The organism is Rhizobium sp. LCM 4573 (assembly GCF_001854865.1).
GTDB lineage: Bacteria > Pseudomonadota > Alphaproteobacteria > Rhizobiales > Rhizobiaceae > Neorhizobium.
Genome location: NZ_MDDW01000001.1, coordinates 858,729 through 882,470 on the forward strand (window position 1 = coordinate 858,729; position 23,742 = coordinate 882,470).

The following is a 23,742-nucleotide window of genomic DNA, read 5'->3' on the forward strand; positions in this document are numbered from 1 at the left end:
GCTCACTCCCTCTCCGAACTCAGCCAGAGATATTGATAGGGCTTGAGCTTGAGACGCAGCCGGGGTGAGGCCTTGTATTCGGCCTTGCCGATCAGGTCTGTGAATGCTTCCGCCTCCATACCGCCGAGGTGGATTTCAGCCTCCACGGTCCGGCCGGCGAGATTATGGATGATGAGCAGCAAATTGCCGGCATCCTCGAAACCATGAACCAAGAGGGCGGGGTTGCTGGCGCTGAGCCTCACGGGCCTGCCCTTGACGAAGAGCGGCTGGGCGCGTCTCAGCACGATCAATCGCTTGATGGTATTGAGAAGCGATTGGGGATCTTTCTGCTGCTCCTCGACATTGACCTTCTTGTAGGAGAAAGGCCCGTGGTCGACCGGTTTCACCCTTAGCTTGCCTGCCGGCGCATTCGAAAACCCGGCATTCCGCCGCGCCGACCACTGCATCGGTATGCGCACCGCAGTTCGGCCGGGTTGGCCGAGATCCTCCCCTATGCCGATCTCGTCGCCATAGACGATCAGTGGCGGTCCTCTGAGCGAGAAGATGATGCTGAGCGCCAGTTCGATCCGCCGCTGGTCGCCGTTCAGCATGGGGGCCAGCCTGCGACGCACGCCACGGTCGAATACCTGCATCTCCTTGTCTGGCGCGAAGGCTTGGAATACCGCCTCCTTCAGCTCCGGCGGCACGCGCGAGAAATCGAGTTCATCGAGATTACGCAGGAAATTTGCCCATCCGCAGCCAGCCGGCGGCTCCGGCAGCAGGCTCATGGCATGATTGATGGGCGCCGCGTCCTCCTTGGCAAATCCTGCGAAGAGATAGCAGGCGAGCATGAAATTGAAGAGAAGATGTAATTGGTCGCCTTCACCGAAATATCGCCCCGTCTCTTCCGGGGGCATATTGACCTCGCCGATCAGTACCCCCGTCGGGCGACGCGCCCTCAGATAGCTTGCAAGCTCCATCAGGATGCCGTGCGGATCGCGCGGATTGGCGTGCTCCAGCCCCTTATCGGCAATGATGAGCGGCGCGGCGTCGAGCCGGAAGCCGCTGATGCCGAAGGCCAGCCAATAATCGACGATCCTGAGGATCTCCTGCCGCACCTCCGGATTGGCGAAGTTCAGTTCCGGCTGGAAATCGTAGAAATTGTGGAAGTAATAGGCCCGAGCCACCTCGTCATAGGTCCAGAGGCTATCCACCTCTCCGGGAAATATCGATTTGGCCCCCGCAGCGACCGGCGGCGGATCTGGGCTCCAGACATAGTAGTCGCGATAGCGGCAATGGTTGTCACGGCGCGCCGCCTGAAACCACGGATGCTCGTTGGAGGTGTGGTTCGCCACGAGGTCCATGATGACCCGTATGCCATGTTCACCTGCGCTGTGCAGGAAGTTGAGGAAGTCGTCGAAGGTCCCGACATCCGGATTGATGGAATAGAAGTCGCTGACGTCGTAACCATTGTCCCGATCCGGGCTGCTGTAGAAGGGCAGCAGCCAGATGCAGGTGATGCCGAGGTCGGCGAGATAGGGCAGCTTCTCCGTAAGACCTATGAAATCGCCGATGCCGTCGCCGTTTCCGTCCGCGAATTTCTCGACATCGATGCCGTAGATGACGGCTTCATTGTACCAGGATATGGCATGTTTCGTCATACTTGGCCTCTGTTCGCCACTACGAATGCAGGTCGTAAAGCGTCAAAGGAGCCAGAAAGTTCCCAAAAGGAACTACAGCTTATCGGCGTTTCGCCGCCGTCTCGGCCTCCGGCATTTCCCAGCCGAAGACGCTGCGGCCGCCCCATTCATGCGAATGGCGGAACTCGCCGGCCACGATTTCCTTGAGGTCGGGACCGGTGACATATTTTTCGGTAAGACGGGCTTGGTCGTCCAGCCGCTTCAGCGCCTGAAGCTCCTCCTCGCGGCCGAGCCTGCCATTGAGGACTGCGGATTTCATCACACCAATCGTCTCGTCATACACTTTGAGCGGAACCGGGAATGGGTGCCGGTCCTTGCCGCCATGGGCGAGCGAGAAGCGCGCAGGATCGGAAAAGCGGCAGGGCGCCCCGTGTACCACCTCGGCGACCATCGCGAGCGCCTTGACGGTGCGGGCGCCGACGCCGGGAGTGAGAAGCAGGTGCTCGAAATCCTGCGGCCCGCGATCGGCCGCGGCAGCGAGCGTGCCGTGCAGCCGCTTCATGTCGACGTCCTTCTCCCGGACATCGTGGTGCTCCGGCATGACGAGATGCGGCAGCATGGGCTGCGCCGCAGTCTTTCGCTTCGGCTCCAGTGCGACAATCTCGCGGACGATCCGGTCCGGTCCAAGCGAGGAAAGCAGGTCCAGCTGCCCCATGCGGGAGGCCTCAGCCCGGTGATCGGCAAGATTGACGATCTCGCCCTGCTGGCGACCTTCGATCGCCGCATGCGGGGAATCGACGAAGCTCGTGATCCCTTCCGAAAGCCAATGATAGCGGCGCGCCTGGCGCTTGTCTCCGTTCATGCCCTGCTGCACCACCACCCATTTACCGTCGTTGGTGACGATGAAGCCGTGCAGATAAAGATCGAACCCATCCTGCACCGCCGCGCTGTCGACCTTGGCCACCAGCCGGCTTGCGGCGGCAAGTTCCCCGCCATCGATGCCGACCCGGTCGCCGATCGTCAGCAGTTCGCCCGGCGTCTTGCGGGAATGCTGGCCGCGTCCGCCGCAGACATGAATGCCGAGTTCGCCGGAAAGCGGCGTGAGCCCTCGCTTGAGCGCCCCAATAACGCTGGTGGTGATGCCCGACGAATGCCAGTCCATGCCCATGACGCAGCCGAAGGATTGGAACCAGAACGGATGCGCGAGCCGCCGAAGGAATTCGTCGCGGCCGTAGTGCTGAACGATGGCTTCGGCAATGAGCGCGCCGAGCTTCGTCATACGCTCGCCAAGCCACCGGGGAACCCGGCCGCCGTGAAGCGGAAGATCGGCGCTGCCTGCTCTCTGGACCATGGCCGCTTATATCGCGGCCGACCGCCTCAGGACAGCGAAAAGTTCTTCAAACGTTCTTCCAGTCGGGCGATAGTCGCCGCGTCCGCATTGGCGAAGGCGAAACGCAGATAATCCTGCTGATTTTCACCGAAATAGGCACCGGGGATAGAGATGATGCCGGCCTGCTTCGCGAGCTTTTCCGCAACCTCGACGGAGCCGACGCCGCGGAAAGGATGCCGCACGAAGGCGAAATAGGCGCCGATCGCCCCGATTTTCCAACTGGGAACTGCTCGCATCACCGCCTTCAGGGCCTTGGCGCGGCGACCGATTTCCTGCCGGTTTTCCTCGCGCCAAGCGCCAAGCAGCGGCAGCGCTTCGGCGACCGCAGCCTGGGCCGCACGCGGCGCGCAAATCTGCAGGTTGTCCATGATCTTGGCGACCTGCTCGATCACTTTTGCGCCCGCCGTAATTGCACCGAGCCGATGGCCGGGAATGCAGAAGGATTTCGAGAAGCTGTAGAGGCCGATCAGTGTCTCCTCCCAGCCCTCGAGCCCAAGCAATCCGTGCGGGGCCCTGTCGGCCTCGGGCATGAAGTCCCTGTAGGTCTCGTCGAGGATCAGCCATATCCCCTTTTCCCGGCAGAGCTTGAAGATCGCTTCGAGCAGGGACGGAGGATAGATCGCCCCGGTGGGATTGTTGGGCGAGACTAGCGCCAGCGCCCGCACGTCGCCGGTGATCGCCTTTTCGAGATCGACCAGGTCGGGCAGGAAGCCGTTCTCGGCCCGGCAGGCTGCGAACCGCGTCTTCACGCCCATCATGGCGAGCGTGGTTTCGTGATTGAAGTAGAAGGGTTCGGTCATCAGAACTGTCTGGCCTGGGCCGGCGACCGTCATGGCCGCGCAGACAAAGGCCTGATTGCAGCCGGAGGTGATGTGGATGTTTTCCGCTTCCACGCGGGCGCCGTAGACATCCGAAACATGTTCCGCATAGGCTTGCCGAAGCGATAATTCCCCTTCGATCGGCCCGTAGCCGGTAAAAGCCGTGGAAGACGCTGCTTCTCCCAGGAGATGCAGCATGTCCGGATGCGCCGGATAGCCCGGCACCGCCTGCGAAAGATCGATGAGCGGCCCCCTGGAGCCGTCATAGGCGCGCCCCCAGGCGAAGACGGATGGAACAGGCGGCGGGCTCAGCTTTTCGACGAGGGTATTGAAGGCGGGCATCGGTATTTCCAAAGGGGCGATTGATTTCACCACCTTCTTTACCAGATTATCGCCGGACGCAAGGAGAACCGGACATGGCCGACGACCTTCAACCGCCAGATTCCAAGCTCACCATAACCAAACGGAAATGGGCGGAGCAGGGCAAGTTCCTGACCGGCCATACCTCACGCTCAGAGGCAGAACGCCTGCCGCCCGGCCAGCATCTGGTGAAGAACTGGCCGATCCTCGATCTCGGCCAGCAGCCGCAAGTCACGACGTCGCAATGGCGGCTCGACGTTCGCGGCCTCGTCAACCATGCCCAGACCTTCGACTGGAAGGCCTTCCAGGCTCTGCCGCAAAGCGAGATGCGCTCCGATATCCATTGCGTGACGACCTGGTCGCGCTACGACAATAATTGGAAGGGCATTTCGACGCACGATTTCCTGAATGCCGTCGATCCGAGGGACGAGGCGGTTGCCGTAATGCTGACGAGCTACGACGGCTATACCACCAATCTGCTGCTCTCCGATTTCGCCTCGCCGGATGCGATCCTCGTCACCGAATGGGAGGGCCAGCCTCTGACGCGCGAGCATGGCGGGCCGGTGCGCCTCGTCGTGCCGCATCTCTATTTCTGGAAGAGCGCCAAATGGCTCCACCGGATCGAATTCCTCGACCGGGACCGCGCCGGCTTCTGGGAGAGCAACGGCTACCATATGCGGGGCGAGCCCTGGGCCGAGGAACGCTATTCGGGAGATTGATTCAAAGGTCCCAGATGCCCCTCATCCGCCGAGCGGATGAGGGGCAATTCCCTCGAAGAGGCACTATCTTAGATCAACTTATCAAGCGTGATCGGCAGATCGCGGACGCGCTTGCCCGTGGCATGAAACGCGGCATTGGCGATCGCCGGCGCGACGCCAACAATACCCACCTCGCCCACGCCCTTGCCGCCCAGCACCGAGGCGTTGAGATCGGGGATACCGACCGAAATGACCTCGATATGCGGCACATCGGCATTGGTCGCCACGAGGTAATCCCCGAGGTTGTTGTTGATGACCCTGCCGTTACGTTCGTCGACCAGCCCCTCTTCCAGCAGGGCCTGCCCGATGCCCATGATGATGCCGCCGCGCCACTGGCTTTCAGCGAGCTTCGGATTGTAGATCCGGCCGCAATCGAAAGCCGAGACGACGCGTGAAACGCGGATCGTGCCGAAGTCCTCATCAACCCTCACCTCGACGAAATGCGCGCACCAGCTATACATCGAATAGTCGCCGGCGGTTGGCCCCTGGATGGCCGTCATGGTCGTCCAGGCGCGCTTGTGTCCCTCCGGTCCCTGATCGGCTTCCGGAAGCGTATTGCGGCGGGCCTCGATCCGGTCGCGTCCCGTGGCGGACATCAATTCCGCCACCGTAAGCGACGGTCCATTGCCGCGAGGCACGGCAATCCGGCCATCGGCGACCGTCAAGGTGTTGGCACCCGTATCCCGGAAAGGCGAGTTGGCATCGTTGAGGGCAAGCCCGATCAGCTCGTCCCGCGCCGCCGTCGCCGCCTTGTGCACCGCGCCGGTGATCGCGCCCGCCAGCATCGAGCCGCCGGCGACCGTCGCGCCCGGAAGCGAAGAGTCGCCAAGCCGAACGTCGATTTGTCCGACCGGAACGCCGAGCGCTTCGGCAGCCGTCTGCGCAAGGATCGTATAGGTCCCCTGCCCCATGTCGATCGCGCCGCTGACCACCTCGACCGTGCCATCCGAAAGAAGGCGGATCATCGCCTCGCTCGCCGCCCGCAGCACCGGAAAGGTGCCGCAGCCGACACCCCAGCCGATAAGCTGGCGGCCGTCACGCATGGAACGAGGCTCGAAGCTCCGCTTCGCCCAACCGAAGGCCTCGGAGCCCGCCGCAAGCGCTTCGCGCATCTGGCGGGTGGACCAGGGCTTGCCGGATTGGGGATCGTATTCGGCATAGTTCCGGAGCCTGATTTCGACCGGATCGATACCGGCCGCATAGGCGAGTTCATCCATCGCGCATTCCAGCCCGAAGGCGCTGGGGTTCTTCCCCGGAGCCCGCAATGCACCCGGCATCACGGTATTGGCCGGCACCAGTCGATGCTCCGAACTGAAATTCGGCACCGCATACATGAGAGGTGTGGCGGCGCTCGTCTGCTCCGGAAAATCGGCATAGGTGGAGGTCTCGCTGGCGCCGCGATGCACGATCGCCTGCAGGATGCCGTTGGAATCGGCCCCGAGCTCCAGAGTCTGGCGCGTCGCCGCTCTTCCGCCATAGGAGGTGAAGTTCTGCGGCCGGGTGACCGCAAGCTTTACCGGCCGGCCGAGCTTGCGGGCCACCGCCGCTGCGACGGCTCCATACGCATACACGGTTGCCTTGGAACCGAAACCTCCGCCGATGAAAGGCGACACGAGGCGCACGTTCTCGTCCGGCAAGCCGAAGAGTTCCGCATAGGAACGCGCCATGCCATGCGTCCACTGGCTCGGCTCCCAGATCGTCAGCCGGTCGCCATCCCATTTGGCCGTCAGGCCGTGCGGCTCGATCGGCACGTGATATTCGCGCGGAGTGCTGTATTCCGCCTCTATCCGCACCGGCGATGCCGCAAGCGCCTCCTCGGCCTCGCCCCAGGCAATATTGAACTGATCGACCAGCTTGCCTTCTCCGGCATTCGGAGACTCCATGCTGGCAACGGCAGCCGTCTCCTCATAGGTGACCTCGACCAGCCGCGCCGCTTCGGTCGCCTGTTCGAGCGTCTCGGCAATGACGGCCGCGATCGCCTGACCATTGAAAGCGACGTCACGCGGAAGCGGATGATAGGGCTGATCGTCGGGCCGATTGCCATACCAGTCGGAAGCGACCTTCAGCCCCAGATCGGTTTCCGGCGTAACGACCAGAAGCATGCCGGGCGCCTGTTCTGCCTTCGAGGTATCGACCTTTACCACCCGGCCGGCTGCGATCGTGCTTTGCACCAGCACGGCATAGGCGAGCCCCTCGACGGGGTGCTCCAGCGCATAGGTCGCGCCGCCCGTGATCTTCAGCTTGCCGTCGAGGCGCGAAAAGCGTCCGCCCAGCGCGCCGTCGGAGGCATCGCCCTGTTTGGTGCGGGTTTCCATGATGGTCATGCCAGACCTCCCATTTGCAGGATGGCGCGCGCGACGACACGCGGCGCAAGTTCGATCTTGTAGCGGTTGGCGCCATGGGAAACGGCGCCTTCCATGGCGAGACGGCTTGCCTTTTCCACCGAGGCTGCATCGATAGCCTTGCCGACAAGCGCCTGCTCGACGGCACGCGCCCGCCATGGCTTGGTGGCAACCCCGCCAAGCGCGACGCGGATGTCGCGGACCGTCCGGCCGTCCTCTTCGAGTTCCAGACCGACCGCAGCACTTGCCGCCGCGAATTCATAGGATTGCCGGTCACGGACCTTGAGATAGGTCGAGTTCTTAGCGGCCGGCGACGCAGGGATGACGATGCCCGCGATCATCTCCCCCGGCTCGATGACGGTTTCCCGATCCGGCCTGTCTCTGGGCAACAGGAAGAAATCGTCCACGGCCACTTCCCGTCCGCCGAGATCGACAGTGGCGTCGAAAGCGACGAGTGCCACTGCGAGATCACCGGGATAGGAGGCGATACAGGCATCGCTCGTGCCAAGCACCGCATGGTTGCGGGTCACGCCTCCGATCGCCGAGCAGCCCGAACCCGGACTGCGCTTGTTGCAGGCCAGAAACGTGGCGGGATCGCGAAAATAGGGACAACGCGTCCGCTGCAGGAGATTGCCGCCGATCGTCGCCATGTTGCGAAGCTGGGCGGAAGCCGCCAGCAGCAACGATTCCGAAACGGCGGGGAAGTTCGTTCGGATTGCGGGGTGATCCGCCACCTCGCCCATTTTGGTGAGCGCGCCGATCCTTGCGCCGGCCGCGTCCATTTCGATATCCGAAAGACCCGGCAGGTGCGTGATATCGATGACCGCTTCAGGCTGGAACACGCCGCATTTGGCGAGATCGAGAAGCGTGGTACCGCCCGCAAGCAGCATGGCGCCGGATTGGATGGCAGCCTGGCGGGCTTGATCCGCGGAGACCGCGCGGGAGTAGGAAAAATCTCTCATCACGCAACCTCCGCCGCTTCGCGGACCGCCGCGACGATGCTGTTATAGGCCCCGCATCGACAGAGATTGCCCGCCATGTACTCGCGGATCTCCTCGTCCGACCCGGCATGCCCTTCGCGGATGCAGGCAACCGCCGACATGATCTGGCCCGGCGTGCAATAGYCGCATTGGAAGGCGTCATGCTCCAGAAACGCCGCCTGCACCGGATGCAGATCGCCGTTCTCTGCTGCGAGGCCCTCGATCGTGGTGATCTGCCGGCCTTCGACCTGAGCTGCCAGTGTGAGGCAGGAAAGTAYGCGCCTGCCGTCGACATGCACGGTACATGCCCCGCACTGGCCCTGATCRCAGCCTTTCTTGGTGCCGGTAAGTTCCAGATGCTCGCGCAGAGCATCGAGCAGGGTGACCCGCGGCTCGACATCGAGTTCGCGCGCCTTTCCATTGATCTCCAGTGAAAGATGAACCGTTCGTGTCATGGATCAAGCTCCTGCCATCGTCACGAGAATGAAATTCGATATTGGAATGGGCTGGCAATCCGGCCCTGATACCCTAGCTATGAGTTACGGGATGGCCATGAGTGGGTTTCGGCATGACATCCCGCCTCCTTCTGGGTTAAGAGGTAGAAGGCACTCCACTTAAACGGAGGCGCCTCCGTTTAATCTAGCGACTTGCCGGCTCCGGTCAAGTCCTCAATGTGCCTGGAGCATTATTTTGGCCTCGGCCGAGCAGAAGCCCGCCTCTTCCACGACAAAGCTGCGCGCAGACGCGCGGCGCAACCGCGAGAAACTCATCGAGGTCGCGGCAGCCGCTTTCGCGGAACATGGCGTGGAAACTTCACTCGAGGATATCGCCCGAAAGGCCGGTGTCGGCATCGGAACGCTCTATCGGCATTTCCCGACCCGTGAGCATCTGGTCGAGGTCATCTATCGCCGCGAACTCGAAAACCTTGCGGCTGCCGCGACGGAGCTTGCGCAATCGCACGCGCCGGATACGGCGCTGGAGGAATGGATGCGCCGCTTCGTCGGCTATATCGCCGCCAAGCGCGGCATGGCCAACAGCCTGAAAATCTTGATGAACACCAATTCTTCGTTGTTCGCGGAAGGCTTCGGGCGCATTCGCAGCGCGTTTGAGGGACTGGTGAAAGCGGCGAGCGACGCAGGCTCCATCCGCAAGGACATCGACACGACGGACCTGCTGCACGCCCTTTCCAGCATCTATTCCATGCCGGATACGCCCGAATGGCGCGACCGCTCGCATCGCCTCATCGGCCTCCTGATGGACGGTCTTCGCGCGAAAAAGTAATTAGCCGCCTTCGGCAATTCGCCGCAGCCGCTCGGCGGTTTCCTCATTCGCCGGAAAAAAGGATTCCACGGCCAGTTCCGACAGCGTGACGTCGACCGGCGTCCCGAAGACGGTCGTCGTGGAAATGAAGGAGAGCAGCCCGGCATCGGTGCGCAACTCCAACGGAACGGCGATGCCGGCATAATCGCTGGATGCGGTCGGTTTCGGCGGATGATCCGGAAAAGGATAGGCCGCAAGCTCCTCAAGGAGAGCGGAAAGGACCGGATCGCCAGTCATCGTTATCTGCTGGTGCAGCCGTTCCAGAAGGTGATGCCGCCATTCGCTGAAATTGGCGATCGAAGGCGCAAGCCCTTCCGGGTGCAGGCTGAGACGCAACACGTTTACCGGCGGCTCCAGCAGGGATTGATCGGCAACACCCGCGAGAAGTGGCGCAAGCGCGCCATTCGCCGCGACAAGCTGCCAGTGACGGTCGACCGCAAGCGCCGGAAACGGCTCATGGCCCTTCAAAACCATATCCACCGCACGCCTCGCCGGCGCAAGCGCCGGATCGTCCAGCGACCGCTCCGCGAAGACCGGAGCGAAGCCGGCGGCAAGCAGCATCGGATTGCGCTCGCGAAGCGGCACGCCGAGCCGCTCCGCCAGATGCAGCAGCATCTCACGGCTCGGCTGGGATCGTCCGCTTTCGATGAAGCTGAGATGCCTTTGGGAGATATCCGCTTCCAGCGCCAGATCGAGCTGGCTCATGTGCCGGCGGCGGCGCCAGTCGCGCAGATAGTCTCCCAAAGAACGGACGGCGATCGTCATGCCGCCGCCGGAACCTGATCGAGGAAGCCGTGCACGGCTTTCAGACGCCCACCTTCAAGCAGCGCGAAATCCGTGCCCTTGATCAGCGCCTCGCCACCGGCCGGACCGAGACCCCAAGAAAAGCGGAGGTTGTCGCCATGGCCATCCGCCTCGCCGATCAATTCGAACCGGAAGCCGGGAAACCGGTCCTGCACGGCGGCAACCAGACCGTCTATCTCGGCATGACCCCTACCCTGCATCAACGGATCGACATAGATCGCGGCCTCAATCCAGCTTTCTGCGATCAGCGCCCGGCGACGGGCAGCATCCGTTTCGTTCCAGACGGCGAGATAGCGTTGCGCGGTTTCGTTTGCATTGGTCATCTTCATCTCCTTTGATCGCCCGGCGCATCCAGGCAGCGCGATCATGCGGAAGCGACATTCTCTCATCAATTACGCGTCAGGTAATCGAAAGCCAGCAGAATTGGGAGGCCACGAGGAATTGATGAGGAAAACCGCCCGCAAGAGATTAGCCTTGGCCCCAGGAGACAGCCATGTGGGTGGATATCGGAAGTTACAGGTCGCGCCTGGAGCCGGGAAGAATGGCCTGGCCGAGCGGGCACTCGACATTCAATCGCACCGGCCCCGGCGAAGGCAGGTTCGCCTTTTCCGGCGTGACTCTCGGTATCGTCCTCTCCCCTCTCCCCTCACACCATGCGGCCTATGGCGGCGACAGGCGCAGCCATGAGCCACTTTCCGCAGGTCAGGGCTGGCTTTTTCCCGCAGGCTTCGACGGCTGGTGCCGCTGGGACGAACCAAATGATTTTTTGAATCTCGAACTCGGTGCCGGGTGCCTTGCGGATGCCGGCCTTGAGGGACTCTCCGGCTTTCCACCCTCGAAAGGCAACCTCGATCCGCTCCTCGTGCAGCTCGGCCTTAACCTGCACGCCGCCGGACGGGAAAGCTCCAACCTTTATCGCGACAGCCTGGCGCTGGCGGTGGCGGTACAGCTTGCTAACGTGGTCATGGGCACCGCTCTGCCCAAGCTGCGGCCTGATCTCCGCCTTCACCGGGCACTTCAATACATCGAGGATCATCTGGCCGAGGACATCTCGCTCGCCGATCTCGCAGCCGCAGCGGCAATGAGCCCGTTCCATTTCTCTCGCTGCTTCAAGGCGCAAACGGGGCTTGCGCCCTATGCCTTCGTCGTCACGCGCCGCATGGAGAAAGCCAARGAACTGCTGCGGGCCACGCGGCTGCCGATTGCCGAGATCGCCTGGCGTGTCGGTTACATGAATTCCGCGAAATTCGCCGCGCAATTCCGTCGTCTGACGGGCGCCACACCCGGTGAGTGGCGGAAGCATTGAACAGCAGGATCGGATCATTCTTCCGCAGAATCGGAGCCTGATCGCATACGAATATGGCGCTATCCCTTGAGCACAAGGGAGAAACGCCATGTCCATGATGAGTTCTTTCGCGACCCTTGCGGTCTTGAGCCTGCTCGCCTCCACCTCGCTCGCCGCAGAGCCGGTGATCCGCAAGGTGAGTTTCGACAGCAGCGGCGTCGCACTCGTCGGCAATCTCTATTTGCCGGCCGGAGCGACGGGCAGCAATCCAGCGGTAGTCGTCACCGGCTCCTGGACCAGCGTCAAGGAACAAAACCCCGCCGAGTATGCGCGCCGGCTGGCCGAGCGGGGCTTTGCCGTCCTCGCCTTCGATCACACCGGTTTCGGCGAAAGCGGCGGCGCAATCCGCGGCTACGAGAACCCAGCCGCCAAGGTGGCCGACATCAAGGCTGCGATAAGCTTTCTCGAAAACCTGCCGGAGATCGACCGCACCCGCATCAATGGACTAGGCATCTGCGCGGGCGGCGGCTACATGGCCCGCGTAGCGGCGGAGGAGCCCCGACTGAACGCCGTGGCAACCGTCGCGGGCTGGTACACGGATGCGGCGCTCTACCGGGAATTCTTCACGCCGGCAGGCTATGCCGCGCTCGATCAGGCAGGCAAGGCGGGCCGGCAAGCCTTCGAAACTTCCGGCACGGTGGTAACACGCCCGGCCGTTTCCGACGGTTCGACGCCTGCAGCCATGGCGGTACAACCCGCCGTCGACTATTATGCCGGCAGGGCCCGCGTGCCCGGCTGGACGGAAACCTGGCCGGACCTCTCCTACCAGGCGATACTGGCCTTCGAAACCATTCCGAGCGCCGCGAACATCTCCATCCCCGCGCTTGTCGTCCATGCCGAGAACGCCATCAGCCCCGGCGCCGCCTACCGCCATTTCCGGGCGATCGGCGCGAGCGAAAAAGAGCTCGTCTGGATGGGAGATGTCAACCAGTTCCAGTTCTACGACGATCCGGCCGTGGTCGATGCCGCCGTCGTGCGCGTGGCCGACTGGTTCGCAAAACACTGATTGCGGGAGAAACCGATGAACACCCTCAAAGGAATGGCTGCCGGAGTGGCCCTTCTCCTCGTAAGCTCGAATGCTGTCGCCCAATCAAGTGATGCCAATATCCAGATCATCCGCGATTACTATGCCGCCTACGCCACCGGCAATCCGGAAGCTATCAGGCCCTTTCTGGCGGAAAACATCGTCTGGCGTATTCCTGGACATCATCCGCTTGCGGGCGAAAAACGTGGAGCCGATGAGGTGATCGCGTTCTTCACCGGCCTCGCAAGGGGGCGCTTCAAGGCCGAACCGATCTTCTTCCAGGCGCAGGATGATCTCGTTGTCGATATTCATCGTGGCTGGAGCAATATCGGCAGCGGGCCGGAAATAGATCAGCTTTACGCCCTGATGTTCCGCATCGAAAACGGTAAGATCGTCGAGGCGACGAACTTCCTTACCGACATGCATCAGTCGGATGCCTTCTACTGGGCGCACTATCCCTTGAAGCCGCTTCCCGAACGGCTGGCTGAATAGGAGAACGATATGCTCAATCTCCACCGTCTTATCGGCTTCGCCTCCATGACGGTTCTCATGGCCTCGCACGAAGCCCTCGCCACGCCCGCCGAAGAGGCGAAGGTGGCCGCCGTCATCTCTGCGGTTGCGGTTTATGCCGACAATCGCGATTTCACGACGCTCGAAGGTTTCTTCGCTCCAGAAACGCTCATCGACTACACCTCTCTTTGGGGAGGCGAAGCCCGGCGTCTCACGCCCAGAGAACTGATGGCCGCCTGGTCAGGTCTTTTGCCCGGGTTCGATGCCACGCGTCACCAACTTTCAGACATCAACGTCGAACTCGACGGCGAGCAGGCTATCGCTGCGGCTACGGTAACAGCCACCCATTGGCTGGAGAACGCCACCTGGACGGTCTCCGGCACCTATGACTACGTGCTGGTGCGCCGCGGCTCGCAATGGCGCGTCTCGGCAATGACTTTCCATCTCGCCGATGAAAACGGAGATCGCGGCTTGGTCCAGAAGGCTGCGGACAGGATCGACGAGAAAGCTCAGTGAAGCAGCCAACACGTGCTACCGATTCTTGAAATTCGCCTGCCGCTTTTCGACGAATGCCGTCATTCCCTCTTTCTGATCCTCGAAGGCAAAGAGCGAGTGGAAAAGCCGCCGCTCGAAACGCAGCCCCTCGGCCAGCCCCATCTCGTCGGCACGGTTGACGGCTTCCTTCACCATCATCACCGCCGGCAGCGACATGCCTGCAATGGTTTCCGCCGTCTTCAACGCGTCGGAAATGAGATCGGCAGCGGGCACGATGCGGGCGACCAGTCCGGCTCTTTCCRCTTCTTCCGCATCCATCATCCGGCCGGTCAGGCACATTTCCATCGCCTTGGCTCGTCCAACAAGCCGCGTCAGGCGCTGGCTGCCGCCCATGCCGGGAATCACGCCGAGCTTGATTTCCGGCTGGCCGAACTTCGCCGTGTCGGCGGCGAGGATGAAATCGCACATCATGGCGAGCTCGCATCCGCCGCCGAGCGCGAAGCCTGCGACGGCCGCGATCATGGGCTTGCGGATAAGCGTCAGCCGGTTCCAATCCGAGAACCAGTCGTTCACATACATGTCGACGGAGCTGTGCTCCTGCATCTCCTTGATATCGGCGCCGGCGGCAAAGGCCTTTTCCGAACCGGTGATGACGATGCAGCCGATCTGGGAATTGCGATCGAACGCCTCGACCGCCACCAGAAGTTCCTCGCCGAGCTGCCGTTTGATGGCGTTGAGCGCCTTCGGCCTGTTGAGGGTAACGAGACCCACGCGCCCCTTTTCTTCTGCGATGATCGTCTCGTAGCTCATCCTCTCGCCTCTCCGGTCTTTTGCGACTGTTCACGGAAATAATTGATAATCGAGGAAAAATCCTCCCCGCCCCGGCCGAGCGCGTTGAAGGTTTCGTAGAGCTCGGCGGCATGCGCGCCCATCGCAGTCTCGGCGCCGGCCGCGGCGGCAGCCTCCTGCGAAAGCTTCAGATCCTTCAGCATCAGCGCGGCGGCAAAACCCGGCTTGTAACCGTTATTGGCGGGCGATGTCGGCACCGGCCCCGGCACCGGGCAATAAGTATTGATCGACCAGCATTGTCCTGACGAGGTGGAGGCGACATCGAAGAGAGCCTGGTGCGAAAGCCCGAGCTTTTCGGCGAGAACGAAGGCTTCGCAGACACCCGCCATGGTGATGCCGAGGATCATGTTGTTGCAAATCTTCGCGGCCTGACCCGCCCCGGCATCGCCGCAATGGACGATGCGCTTGCCCATCTTCTGCAGCACCGGCTCGCCTCTCGCGAAAGCTGCCTCTGCGCCGCCGACCATGAAGGTCAGCGTGCCTGCCGCCGCCCCTCCCGTGCCGCCCGAAACCGGCGCGTCCAGCGAAAGGCAGCTGGTCTCCTTCGCCAGGATATGCGCTTCGCGCGCGCTCTCGACGTCGATAGTGGAGCAGTCGATCATCAGCGTGCCGGGCTGGACCGCCTTCACGAGATCGTTCCACACCGCAATCACGTGCTTGCCCGCAGGCAGCATGGTGATCACCACGGAGGCATCCTTCACCGCCTCCGCAGCACTTGCTGCGATCGCAACACCGTTTGCCGAAGCAGCCTCCAGCGAGGCCGCGACGAGATCGAAGCCGTTGACCCGGTAGCCCGCCTTTACCAGGTTTGCGGCCATAGGCCCGCCCATATTGCCGAGCCCGATGAACGCGATTGCCTCAGTCATTGGTGATCCTCCCTGCTTTTCTCATTTCGCATGCCGCGTCTGGCCTATGATCGAGCGCGCGACGATGACGTTCATGATTTCGTTCGTGCCTTCGAGAATCTGGTGGACGCGCAGGTCGCGCACGATCTTCTCGACCCCGTAATCCGCCAGATAGCCATAGCCGCCATGCAGTTGCAGTGCATCATTGGCTACGTCGAAACAGCGGTCGGTCACCATCCGCTTTGCCATGGCGCAAAGCATGGTGGCATCCGGCGCCTTCTCCTCCAAGGCCAGCGCCGCGCGCCACAGGAAGGTGCGCGACATCTCGATATTTGCGGCCATGTCCGCAAGCTTGAACTGCAGCGCCTGGAACTCCACGATCGGCTGGCCGAAGGCTTGTCGCTCGCGGGCATAGGCGAGCGCCTTGTCGAACGCCGCCTGCGCGCCGCCAAGCGATGCCGCGGCAATGTTGAGCCGCCCGCCGTCAAGCCCTGCCATGGCGATCTTGAAGCCGTCGCCTTCCGCACCGAGGCGGTTGGCCACCGGGACACGCGCGCCGTCGAAGATCACGGCGCGGGTCGGCTGGGCATTCCAGCCCATCTTCTTCTCGTTAGCCCCAAAGGAAAGGCCCGGCGTGTCCTTTGGAACCAGCAGGGTCGAAATGCCCTTCGGCCCCTCCTCGCCGGTCCGTACCATCACGACGTAGACGTCAGAGACGCCGGCACCGGAAATGAACTGCTTCTGCCCCGAGAGCACATAGTGCTCGCCGTCGCGAACCGCCTTCGTCCTCAGCCTCCCGGCGTCCGATCCGACGCTCGGCTCCGTAAGGCAGTAGCTGGAAAGCTTGTCCATCGAAAGAAGGCTGGGAAGCCATTCCTGCCGCTGTTCCTCCGAGCCGAAGCGGTCGATCATCCATGCACACATGTTGTGGATGGAAATGTAGGAGCCCACCGCAGGGCAGGCCCTGGCCAAGGCCTCGAAGATCAGCACCGCCTCCAGCCGGCCGAGCCCTGTACCTCCGATATCGTCGCGCACATAGATGCCGCCCATGCCGAGAGCCCCGGCCTTGYGGATCGTATCGACGGGAAAATGCTTGTTCTGATCCCATTCGATGGCGAAGGGGGCGATCTCCTCTGCCGCAAACCCCTCGGCCATTTCGCGAATGGCGATCTGCTCGTCGCTGAGAGCGAAATCCATTCCATCCTCCTCCGGCTGTTCATCACAGGCCTTGCCAGGATGTGGCACAAGGCGGTGCGGCGCGCCAGTCCGTCCTTGGTCTAGACCCTACCTCCGGTCCTGAAAAGAGCCGAGGATTTTCATTCCGTCATAATTGGTCGGTTTACTATGCCCGCGCGAGACGGAAGGCGCACACTACCGATACGATATTTTAAGGCAGGAGCCGTATATAGTGATATCGATCCGTCGATGCTTTGGGGAATGGGTGAGGTCCATAAAGGGGGCAATGGTCACTGACAAAGCCGAGACCGAAACGACAGTCGGGTTTCCTCCGGCAGGATCAGCGCATTCCCGCTTGCGCTGGCATCAGTCGCTGTTCGGCAAGATCACGCTCTTTCTGATCGCAGGTGTCATCTCCGCCTACGGCGTGGGCGCCCTGGCAGGACTGCTCATGGTGGAGCGGAATTCCCAGGAACAGTGGCGCCGCCAGGCGGAAATGAACGCCCAGATCGCCAGCTTCACGGTTCGCAACATCTATACCTTCGTCGCGGTCGAGGCGGACCCTTCCGGCCAGATCATCCGCATTCTCAGCGAGCGGCCGCTCGGAGACGACGAATCGGTCCTCAATACCGGCTTCAACCCCGTCGACGTCCTGGCGCTTGCCGCAGCGCAGWCCAAGAACGAAGTCTGGCTTTTCCGCTACGATAAGGAAACCGGCAGCCTCGTCAGCTCCGCCGATGCCACGGGCGCCACGTCCGGCGAGCATCTGGCTTTTCCAACGCCGCATCAGCCGAACAATTTCTTCACCGGCTTCGCCACGATTGGYGAAAGGGAGCACTTCATCGCATCCCTGCCGGTCGCCACCTCCGCAGGCGAGCTTCTGGGGTCGGTCGTCACAAGCATCGGCGAGGCGGAGGACCTTCTGCGCACGCGTGACGACCTAGTCCGCAATTCGTTCCTGATCCTCATCGCCATGCTGGTCATGATCAGCCTGGTCGTGACCCTGGTCATGCGGAGGCTTTTCCGTCCGGTTCCCGCGCTCGTGAAAGCTCTGACGCGAATCGCCCGGGACGATACCGGCACAGTCACGCCTTTCCAGGGCCGGCACGACGAAATCGGCCGCCTCGCCGTCGCGATCGAAACGCTGCGGGAAGCTGTGGTCGAGCGCGAGAACCTGCGGCAGGTCCGCGAAGTGGCCAAGCAGATGGAGCATATGGCGCATCACGATTCGCTGACCGGACTGCCCAATCGCGCCTTCTTCAACAAGGCGCTGGCCGACGCCATAGAGGCAAGCGCGTCGGAGGACAGCCGCTTTAACGTCATGCTGCTTGATCTCGACCGCTTCAAGTCCGTCAACGACACCTTCGGCCACGCCGCCGGCGATGCTCTCCTGGTTGCCGTCACCGAACGTATCGCCATGCTCCTCGGTCCCAAGGATATCGCCGCCCGTCTCGGTGGTGACGAATTCGCCCTGCTGCAATGGGTGGATCAGAACCCGGCATCCGAAGCTTCCCGGCTCGCCGAGGCCGTCATTTCGGCAATCGGAACCCCCTTCACCATTCTCGGCAATCGGATTTCCATCGGCACGAGTATCGGAATCGCCTGCGCTCCTTCTCACGGCACAACGGGCTCGACCCTTCTCAAGAGCGCAGACGTGGCCCTCTACTGCTCCAAGACCCGTGGCCGCGGCAACCATAGCTTCTTCACGGAAAGCATGGTGATGACCACCCCGAACCTCTATGCGCTGGAGCAGGACCTTGAGATGGCCCTGGAACGCGGACAATTCGCGCTGCATTACCAACCGATCGTCACCGTTGCGGGAGGCAAGACCGCCGGTTACGAGGCGCTGCTGCGCTGGCGCCATCCGGAACACGGCATGATACCGCCGGACCGGTTCATCCCGCTCGCCGAGGAGACCGGCCAGATCGTCAAGATCGGCGAATGGGTTATCCGCCAGGTCTGCCGGGACGCCCGCCAAATGCCGGAGGACACCGTAGTCACCGTCAACATCTCGGCCATCCAGCTTCACCATCGCAGCCTGGTGGACACGCTTCGCTCCGCACTTGCCGAAAGCGGCCTCGCTCCCTCCAGGTTCGAGGTGGAAGTCACCGAATCCGTCATGCTCTCCGATGCGATCGCCTCCTCGGTTATCGAGGAGATCGACGGAATGGGCATCGGCATCGTGCTGGACGATTTCGGAACCGGCTATGCGTCGCTCAGCTATCTCCGAAAGCTCCCGATCCGGAAAATCAAGATAGACCGCAGCTTCATCGACGGGCTTGCAGCGCGCACGGAGAACGGGGCGCTCGTCAGCGGCATCGTGCAGCTCGCCAGGAGTCTCGGAATACAGACCACGGCGGAAGGCGTGGAAAGCGAAATCGAATTGGAATTGCTGCGGCTTGCCGGCTGTGATCTCGCACAGGGCTACCATATTGGCAGGCCTGCGCCTCTTACGCGGGCTTCGGCCCTCGTCAAAAGATCGCCGATCCGCACCTCGTCAACAGGAGCATCGTGACATGCCGAAACGCGTTGCGAAGCTGTTTTCCGATATTTCCCGCCGAGGCCGAAGGGCGGAAGCCGCGGCTTTCCTGCTTGCCGCACTGTTGTCCGGAACCTCCCTTGCGCAAGCCACGGAAGACACGCTTGCCACGATCGCAAACACCAGGACGATCACGATCGGTTACCGGGAAGACGCCCCTCCCTTTTCCTACCGTCTGAGCGACGGCAAGGTCATCGGTTACTCGATCGATCTCTGCCGACGGATCGCCGAAAGTGTCCGGCAGCATCTCAAGCTCGACAAGCTGGAAGTCGTGCTGGTTCCCTCGACCGCCGCAACCCGCTTCGTGCTGGTCAAGAGCGGCAAGGTCGATCTCGAATGCACCACGACCACCAATACGGCGGAGCGCCGCGAACAGGTGGCATTCTCTTATCCGCATTTCATCACGGCGACGCGCTTCGTCTCTCGAAAGAGCGACGGATTGACGAGCATCAAGTCCTTGAGCGGCCACAGCGTGGTCTCCACCACCGGAACCATCAACGTGGAGCAGCTGAATGCGCTGAACCGCCGTGAAAACCTCAACATCTCGGTTCTCTTGGCCAGGCAACACGCCGATGCTTTTTCCATGGTGGAAAAGGGACGAGCCTCCGCCTTCGTAATGGATGGGATTTTGCTTGCAGCACTCGTCGCCTCATCCGAGGACCCCGCCGCCTTTGCCATTTCCGAGGATACTTTCGGCCCCCCGGAGCCCTATGGCATCCTTATGCGCAAGGATGATTCCGCCTTCAAGGAAGTCGTTAATGACGCGCTGAGGGAGGTGTTCGTCAGCGGCGAGATCAAAGAGATCTACGGGAAATGGTTCATGTCGCCGATCCCTCCGGACGACCGAAATCTCAACCTTCCGATTTCACCCACCTTGCAGGCGGCATTCGAGAGCCCGCACGAATACCTCGACTGAAGGAGGTCGCCTTGCGTGTTTCAGCCATCTTTCGATACCTGCTTGCGGCGATCTTCGCCGCTATCCTCGCCGCCGCGCCGCATGCGCGCGCGCAGGCTCCGGCATCGACGCTCGAGCGAATAACCGAGACCGGCAAGATCCGCATCGGCTATGGCGATTCGCCGCCTTTCTCCTATACGGACAAGGACGGAACCGTCGTCGGCTACTCGATCGACATCTGCAAGCGCCTGAGCGAGGAGTTGAGGGAAAGGCTGCGCCTTCCGGCCATCGGGATCGAATATGTCTTCCGCACGCCCAGCAATCGGGTGCAATTGCTGAACGACGGCGCGATGGACATCGAATGCAACAGCAGCACCAACACACCTGAGCGGCGGCGCAGCGTCGCCTTCACCCGCAGCCACTTCTATGTCGCCACCCGCTACGTCGCCTTGGCAAAAAACGATCTGCGGACGATCGAAGACCTGAGGGGCCGAACCGTGAGCGTGGCGTTGGGCACGGTCAATGTCGGCCAGATCAACCAGATCAACCGGGAGCGCAAGCTCAATCTCTCCATCGTGACGTCCGACAGCGTGCAAGGGGCGTTCGACATGATCACCAATGGCATGGCCTCGGCCTATGCCATGGACGAAGTGCTCCTGAGTGCCATGATCGGCCGCACCGGAAATCCGGAAGACTATACGCTTTCCACGGAAGTGGTGGCGGAGCCCCAGCCCTATGGTTTCATGGTGCGCCTGAACGACAAGGAATTTCACGAGGAGGTGAATACGGCGCTGGCGAAAATCTATGCAAGCGCGGAGATGCAGGAGATCTACGATCGCTGGTTCACCCGACCCATTCAGCGCGACAACGTCAATCTTCACCTGCCGATGAGCGAAACTTTGAGGCGTTCATTTGCTGATGCCGGCAGGTAAGACGTGAAAAATCTCATGACCGCCGAGAGTGGCTATGGCAGGGGGATGATTGCTGCACCTATGTAGGTATATTGATTGTGGGGCACGCGATCGGGACGGTGTAGCATGGCTGATCTGGCAGAGGGTGAAGTCCAGCCCTCCCTTGAAGGACAGGAATACGAGCTCGGTTTCTATGACCAGCTCAGCCTGATGTCGCGGGCCTTTTGGGCCTCGCCGGTCCGTAACCGCGTGGTCCTGCTGGCTTTCGGACTGCTCGCGATCATCCTGCTGACGACCTATGCCCAATACCGCCTCAACCAGTGGAACGTACCGTTCTACAACGCCCTCGAGCGCCGTGATCTCACCAGTTTTATCGAGCAGTTGAAGGTATTCGCCGTCATCGGCGGATCGTTGCTCGTTCTCAATGTCGTGCAGGCTTGGCTCAACCAGATGGCTGCCCTCTACATGCGCGAGGGGCTATCTCGCGATCTCGTGAACCAATGGCTGAAGCCGAGACGGGCGCTGCACCTTGCGCAGGTGGGTGTGATCGGCGTCAATCCCGATCAGCGCCTGCACGAGGATGCCAGAAATCTCTCCGAAATCACGACGACGCTTGCGATCGGCCTGGTGAGCTCGACGATACTGCTCGTCAGCTTCATCGGCGTTCTATGGGCCGTTTCGGCGAACTTCTCCTTCAGTTTCAATGGCAGGGAAATCGTCATTCCGGGCTACATGGTCTGGGCCGCCCTGCTCTACGCCGGTTCGGCCTCGATGCTCAGCAATTTCGTCGGCGGAGGGCTGCCGATCCTCAATTCCGAGCGCTATTCGAAGGAAGCGGAACTTCGCTTCGCGCTGATGCATGCCAACGAGAACCTGACGGCGATCACGCTCGCCAACGGGGAAGAGAGCGAGAGACGGCGCATCCAGCTCTCGATCAGCACCGTGCTTGGCGTGATCCGCCGGCTGGTGACCGCCTATACCAACCTGACATGGGTTTCCGCAGGCTTCGGCTGGTTGTCGACGATCGCACCCATCCTGATCGCCGCCCCGGTCTATTTCYCCGGCAATCTTTCCTTCGGGGGGCTGATGATGGCGGTCGGCGCCTTCAATCAGGTGAATGCCGCCTTGCGCTGGTATGTGGACAATTTCCGCCAGATCGCCGACTGGAAAGCGGCCCTGATGCGCGTTTCGACCTTCCGCAACGCGCTTGGCATGATCGAGATGGCACCGCCGCGAACCGAAATCCGATGCCTTGAAAGCAGCGACGGCACGATGCGTATACGACACCTCGAGGTCTTTTCCGGACCAGAAGAGCAATACGGGCTGCGCCTGCCGGACGAGGAAGTCGTCATCAAGCCTGGAGAACGGCTGATGATCAACGGCGATCCCGGCGCCGACCGGCGCATGCTCTTTCAGGCTCTTGCGGGCATCTGGCATTGGGGCCATGGCGAAGTTGTTCTGCCGACCAAGGACCGCATGCTCTTCATGCCCCAGAAGGGTTATCTGCCGGCTGTCACGCTGCGCGAGGTTCTGACCTACCCGGCCAATCCCGCCGACTATGACGACGAGAGCCTGATGCTGGCCTTGAACGACGCGGGCCTGGTTCGCATGACGCGGCTGCTCGATTCTGAAGATCGCTGGGATAGGGTTCTGGACGAGGATGACCAGGTGCGGCTGCGCATCGCCAATGCCCTCATCCTTGCACCGCGCTGGCTGATCATCGAAAATGCACTTGAAGGCCTCGATCGCGAAACGCAGGAAACGCTCGCCAGACTTCTCGCCGGAATGCGGGAGACGACGATCGTCTATATCGGCCGCTCGGACGTCTACCATGAGGTCCTGTCGCCGCGGCAAATACATCTGGAAGTGATTGCCGGCGGACAGGTAAGCGGCTCGAAATAGGCAGGCTTTCACCCTGCCCGACGCGGCGTGGGGCGCGGCGGCAAGCGCCGCGTCCCGAGTTTGTCAGAAGCCGATATAGGGCAGTACTTCCATACCGCCGCGATAGATCATTTCCAGGGCGACGTAGAGGATGACTGCCAGACCCACATAGGCGATCCAGCGATGCTTGTTGAGAAGACGCGCGATGAAGCTTGCGGCAACACCCATCAAGGCAATCGAAAGCACGAGGCCAAAGATCAGCACTTCCGGGTGCTCGTGGGCAGCTCCGGCGACGGCCAGAACGTTGTCGAGTGACATCGAAACGTCGGCGATGACGATCTGCCAAGCAGCCTGGGCAAAGGTCTTGCGCGGCGCGTTGCCGGCAACCGTGCCATCGGCGTTGAGGTCGGCATTCTCCAGAGCTTCCGTCGCTTCCTCTTCCTGCCCGTGGTTGGCGCGCAGTTCACGCCACATTTTCCAGCAAACCCAGAGCAGCAGGATACCGCCGGCAAGCAGCAGTCCGACGATCTGGAGGAGCTGCGTCGTCACAAGGGCAAAGCCGATACGCAGCACGGTCGCGGCGATGATACCGATGAGAATCGCCTTGGCGCGCTGCTCCTTCGGCAGGCCGGCGGCCGCAAGGCCGATGATGATGGCATTGTCCCCGGCCAGAACAAGGTCGATCATGATGACTTGCAGGAGCGCCGAAAAGGCCTCCGGCGTGAAGAATTCAGTCATTTGGCACCCGATCTCTTAAAATCTCAAAAGAGGGGCACCTGCATGCGTGGCCGACGCAATGGATCGATCGTTCTGAAGCCGCATATGCCGCCGCTGCAGAATAGATCGTCAGAGTTATCGCCGGATTTCCACGGACACCAGGC

Annotated in this window: 22 protein-coding genes; 10 read left to right on the top strand and 12 right to left on the bottom strand. The window is 61.8% G+C overall.

What is annotated here, in order from left to right; genetic code table 11:
• Window positions 1-2 precede the first annotated feature (2 nt).
• From LCM4573_RS04325 to LCM4573_RS04335, 3 genes are all read right to left on the bottom strand, one after another.
• Window positions 3-1,640, bottom strand: coding sequence for an alpha-amylase family protein (locus LCM4573_RS04325; protein WP_071004776.1), 1,638 nt, complete (start codon window positions 1,638-1,640; stop codon window positions 3-5).
• Window positions 1,641-1,719: 79 nt separating this feature from the next.
• Window positions 1,720-2,970 carry a DUF763 domain-containing protein gene (locus tag LCM4573_RS04330; RefSeq protein WP_071004778.1) on the bottom strand — a complete coding sequence of 417 codons (1,251 nt, stop codon included), beginning with the start codon at window positions 2,968-2,970 and terminating at the stop codon, window positions 1,720-1,722.
• Window positions 2,971-2,996: 26 nt separating this feature from the next.
• Window positions 2,997-4,169, bottom strand: a complete 1,173-nt coding sequence (locus LCM4573_RS04335) for an aminotransferase (protein WP_071004780.1) — start codon at window positions 4,167-4,169, stop codon at window positions 2,997-2,999.
• A gap of 74 nt (window positions 4,170-4,243) precedes the next feature.
• Here LCM4573_RS04335 and LCM4573_RS04340 point away from each other — a divergent pair, with 74 nt between their 5' ends.
• Window positions 4,244-4,906 (top strand): sulfite oxidase-like oxidoreductase, encoded by a 663-nt coding sequence (locus tag LCM4573_RS04340; protein WP_071004782.1) that lies wholly within the window; start codon window positions 4,244-4,246, stop codon window positions 4,904-4,906.
• Between the two features lie 68 nt (window positions 4,907-4,974).
• On the opposite strand, the gene LCM4573_RS04345 is transcribed toward LCM4573_RS04340, so the two are convergent.
• The 3 genes from LCM4573_RS04345 to LCM4573_RS04355 are packed head-to-tail and all read right to left on the bottom strand — an operon-like array spanning window position 4,975 to window position 8,722.
• Entirely contained in the window at window positions 4,975-7,269 is a 2,295-nt protein-coding gene (locus LCM4573_RS04345; RefSeq protein WP_071004783.1) for a xanthine dehydrogenase family protein molybdopterin-binding subunit, read from the bottom strand.
• Window positions 7,266-8,249 carry a xanthine dehydrogenase family protein subunit M gene (locus LCM4573_RS04350; RefSeq protein ID WP_071004785.1) on the bottom strand — a complete coding sequence of 328 codons (984 nt, stop codon included), beginning with the start codon at window positions 8,247-8,249 and terminating at the stop codon, window positions 7,266-7,268. Before LCM4573_RS04350 ends, LCM4573_RS04345 begins: the two co-directional genes overlap by 4 nt.
• Window positions 8,249-8,722, bottom strand: a complete 474-nt coding sequence (locus tag LCM4573_RS04355; protein ID WP_071004787.1) for a (2Fe-2S)-binding protein — start codon at window positions 8,720-8,722, stop codon at window positions 8,249-8,251. Before LCM4573_RS04355 ends, LCM4573_RS04350 begins: the two co-directional genes overlap by 1 nt.
• A gap of 235 nt (window positions 8,723-8,957) precedes the next feature.
• Here LCM4573_RS04355 and LCM4573_RS04360 point away from each other — a divergent pair, with 235 nt between their 5' ends.
• Window positions 8,958-9,548 carry a TetR/AcrR family transcriptional regulator gene (locus tag LCM4573_RS04360; protein ID WP_071004789.1) on the top strand — a complete coding sequence of 197 codons (591 nt, stop codon included), beginning with the start codon at window positions 8,958-8,960 and terminating at the stop codon, window positions 9,546-9,548.
• On the opposite strand, the gene LCM4573_RS04365 is transcribed toward LCM4573_RS04360, so the two are convergent.
• Window positions 9,549-10,352: a helix-turn-helix domain-containing protein gene (locus LCM4573_RS04365; protein WP_071004792.1), complete on the bottom strand. Its 804-nt coding sequence runs from the start codon at window positions 10,350-10,352 to the stop codon at window positions 9,549-9,551.
• Window positions 10,349-10,714, bottom strand: coding sequence for a nuclear transport factor 2 family protein (locus LCM4573_RS04370; RefSeq protein ID WP_071004794.1), 366 nt, complete (start codon window positions 10,712-10,714; stop codon window positions 10,349-10,351). Before LCM4573_RS04370 ends, LCM4573_RS04365 begins: the two co-directional genes overlap by 4 nt.
• A 170-nt stretch (window positions 10,715-10,884) precedes the next feature.
• Between LCM4573_RS04370 and LCM4573_RS04375 the strand changes: the two genes are divergently transcribed.
• From LCM4573_RS04375 to LCM4573_RS04390, 4 genes are all read left to right on the top strand, one after another.
• Window positions 10,885-11,697: an AraC family transcriptional regulator gene (locus LCM4573_RS04375; protein ID WP_083347296.1), complete on the top strand. Its 813-nt coding sequence runs from the start codon at window positions 10,885-10,887 to the stop codon at window positions 11,695-11,697.
• Between the two features lie 88 nt (window positions 11,698-11,785).
• Window positions 11,786-12,742, top strand: a complete 957-nt coding sequence (locus LCM4573_RS04380; protein ID WP_083347297.1) for an alpha/beta hydrolase — start codon at window positions 11,786-11,788, stop codon at window positions 12,740-12,742.
• 15 nt (window positions 12,743-12,757) lie between these two features.
• The gene (locus LCM4573_RS04385; RefSeq protein WP_083347298.1) at window positions 12,758-13,252 is read left to right on the top strand and encodes a nuclear transport factor 2 family protein; all 495 of its coding nucleotides are present in this window, start codon (window positions 12,758-12,760) and stop codon (window positions 13,250-13,252) included.
• Between the two features lie 9 nt (window positions 13,253-13,261).
• The gene (locus tag LCM4573_RS04390; RefSeq protein ID WP_071004796.1) at window positions 13,262-13,786 is read left to right on the top strand and encodes a nuclear transport factor 2 family protein; all 525 of its coding nucleotides are present in this window, start codon (window positions 13,262-13,264) and stop codon (window positions 13,784-13,786) included.
• 15 nt (window positions 13,787-13,801) lie between these two features.
• On the opposite strand, the gene LCM4573_RS04395 is transcribed toward LCM4573_RS04390, so the two are convergent.
• The 3 genes from LCM4573_RS04395 to LCM4573_RS04405 are packed head-to-tail and all read right to left on the bottom strand — an operon-like array spanning window position 13,802 to window position 16,656.
• Window positions 13,802-14,575, bottom strand: coding sequence for an enoyl-CoA hydratase (locus LCM4573_RS04395; protein ID WP_071004798.1), 774 nt, complete (start codon window positions 14,573-14,575; stop codon window positions 13,802-13,804).
• The gene (mmsB, locus tag LCM4573_RS04400) at window positions 14,572-15,480 is read right to left on the bottom strand and encodes a 3-hydroxyisobutyrate dehydrogenase (protein WP_071004801.1); all 909 of its coding nucleotides are present in this window, start codon (window positions 15,478-15,480) and stop codon (window positions 14,572-14,574) included. Before mmsB ends, LCM4573_RS04395 begins: the two co-directional genes overlap by 4 nt.
• Window positions 15,481-15,501: 21 nt before the next feature.
• Window positions 15,502-16,656, bottom strand: a complete 1,155-nt coding sequence (locus tag LCM4573_RS04405; protein WP_071004803.1) for an isobutyryl-CoA dehydrogenase — start codon at window positions 16,654-16,656, stop codon at window positions 15,502-15,504.
• A 265-nt stretch (window positions 16,657-16,921) separates the two neighbouring features.
• Between LCM4573_RS04405 and LCM4573_RS04410 the strand changes: the two genes are divergently transcribed.
• The 4 genes from LCM4573_RS04410 (at window position 16,922) to LCM4573_RS04425 (ending at window position 22,882) form a co-directional block, all read left to right on the top strand.
• The gene (locus tag LCM4573_RS04410; RefSeq protein ID WP_083347299.1) at window positions 16,922-19,150 is read left to right on the top strand and encodes an EAL domain-containing protein; all 2,229 of its coding nucleotides are present in this window, start codon (window positions 16,922-16,924) and stop codon (window positions 19,148-19,150) included.
• Between the two features lies 1 nt (window position 19,151).
• The gene (locus LCM4573_RS04415; protein ID WP_083347300.1) at window positions 19,152-20,090 is read left to right on the top strand and encodes an amino acid ABC transporter substrate-binding protein; all 939 of its coding nucleotides are present in this window, start codon (window positions 19,152-19,154) and stop codon (window positions 20,088-20,090) included.
• An 11-nt stretch (window positions 20,091-20,101) separates the two neighbouring features.
• A complete protein-coding gene (locus tag LCM4573_RS04420) occupies window positions 20,102-21,001 on the top strand; it encodes an amino acid ABC transporter substrate-binding protein (RefSeq protein WP_071004804.1) in 900 nt (299 codons plus the stop codon).
• 105 nt (window positions 21,002-21,106) lie between these two features.
• Window positions 21,107-22,882, top strand: a complete 1,776-nt coding sequence (locus LCM4573_RS04425) for an ABC transporter ATP-binding protein/permease (RefSeq protein ID WP_071004806.1) — start codon at window positions 21,107-21,109, stop codon at window positions 22,880-22,882.
• Between the two features lie 63 nt (window positions 22,883-22,945).
• Here the strand turns inward: LCM4573_RS04425 and LCM4573_RS04430 are convergent, their stop codons facing one another.
• Window positions 22,946-23,599: a TerC family protein gene (locus LCM4573_RS04430; RefSeq protein ID WP_071004808.1), complete on the bottom strand. Its 654-nt coding sequence runs from the start codon at window positions 23,597-23,599 to the stop codon at window positions 22,946-22,948.
• Window positions 23,600-23,742: the final 143 nt, after the last annotated feature.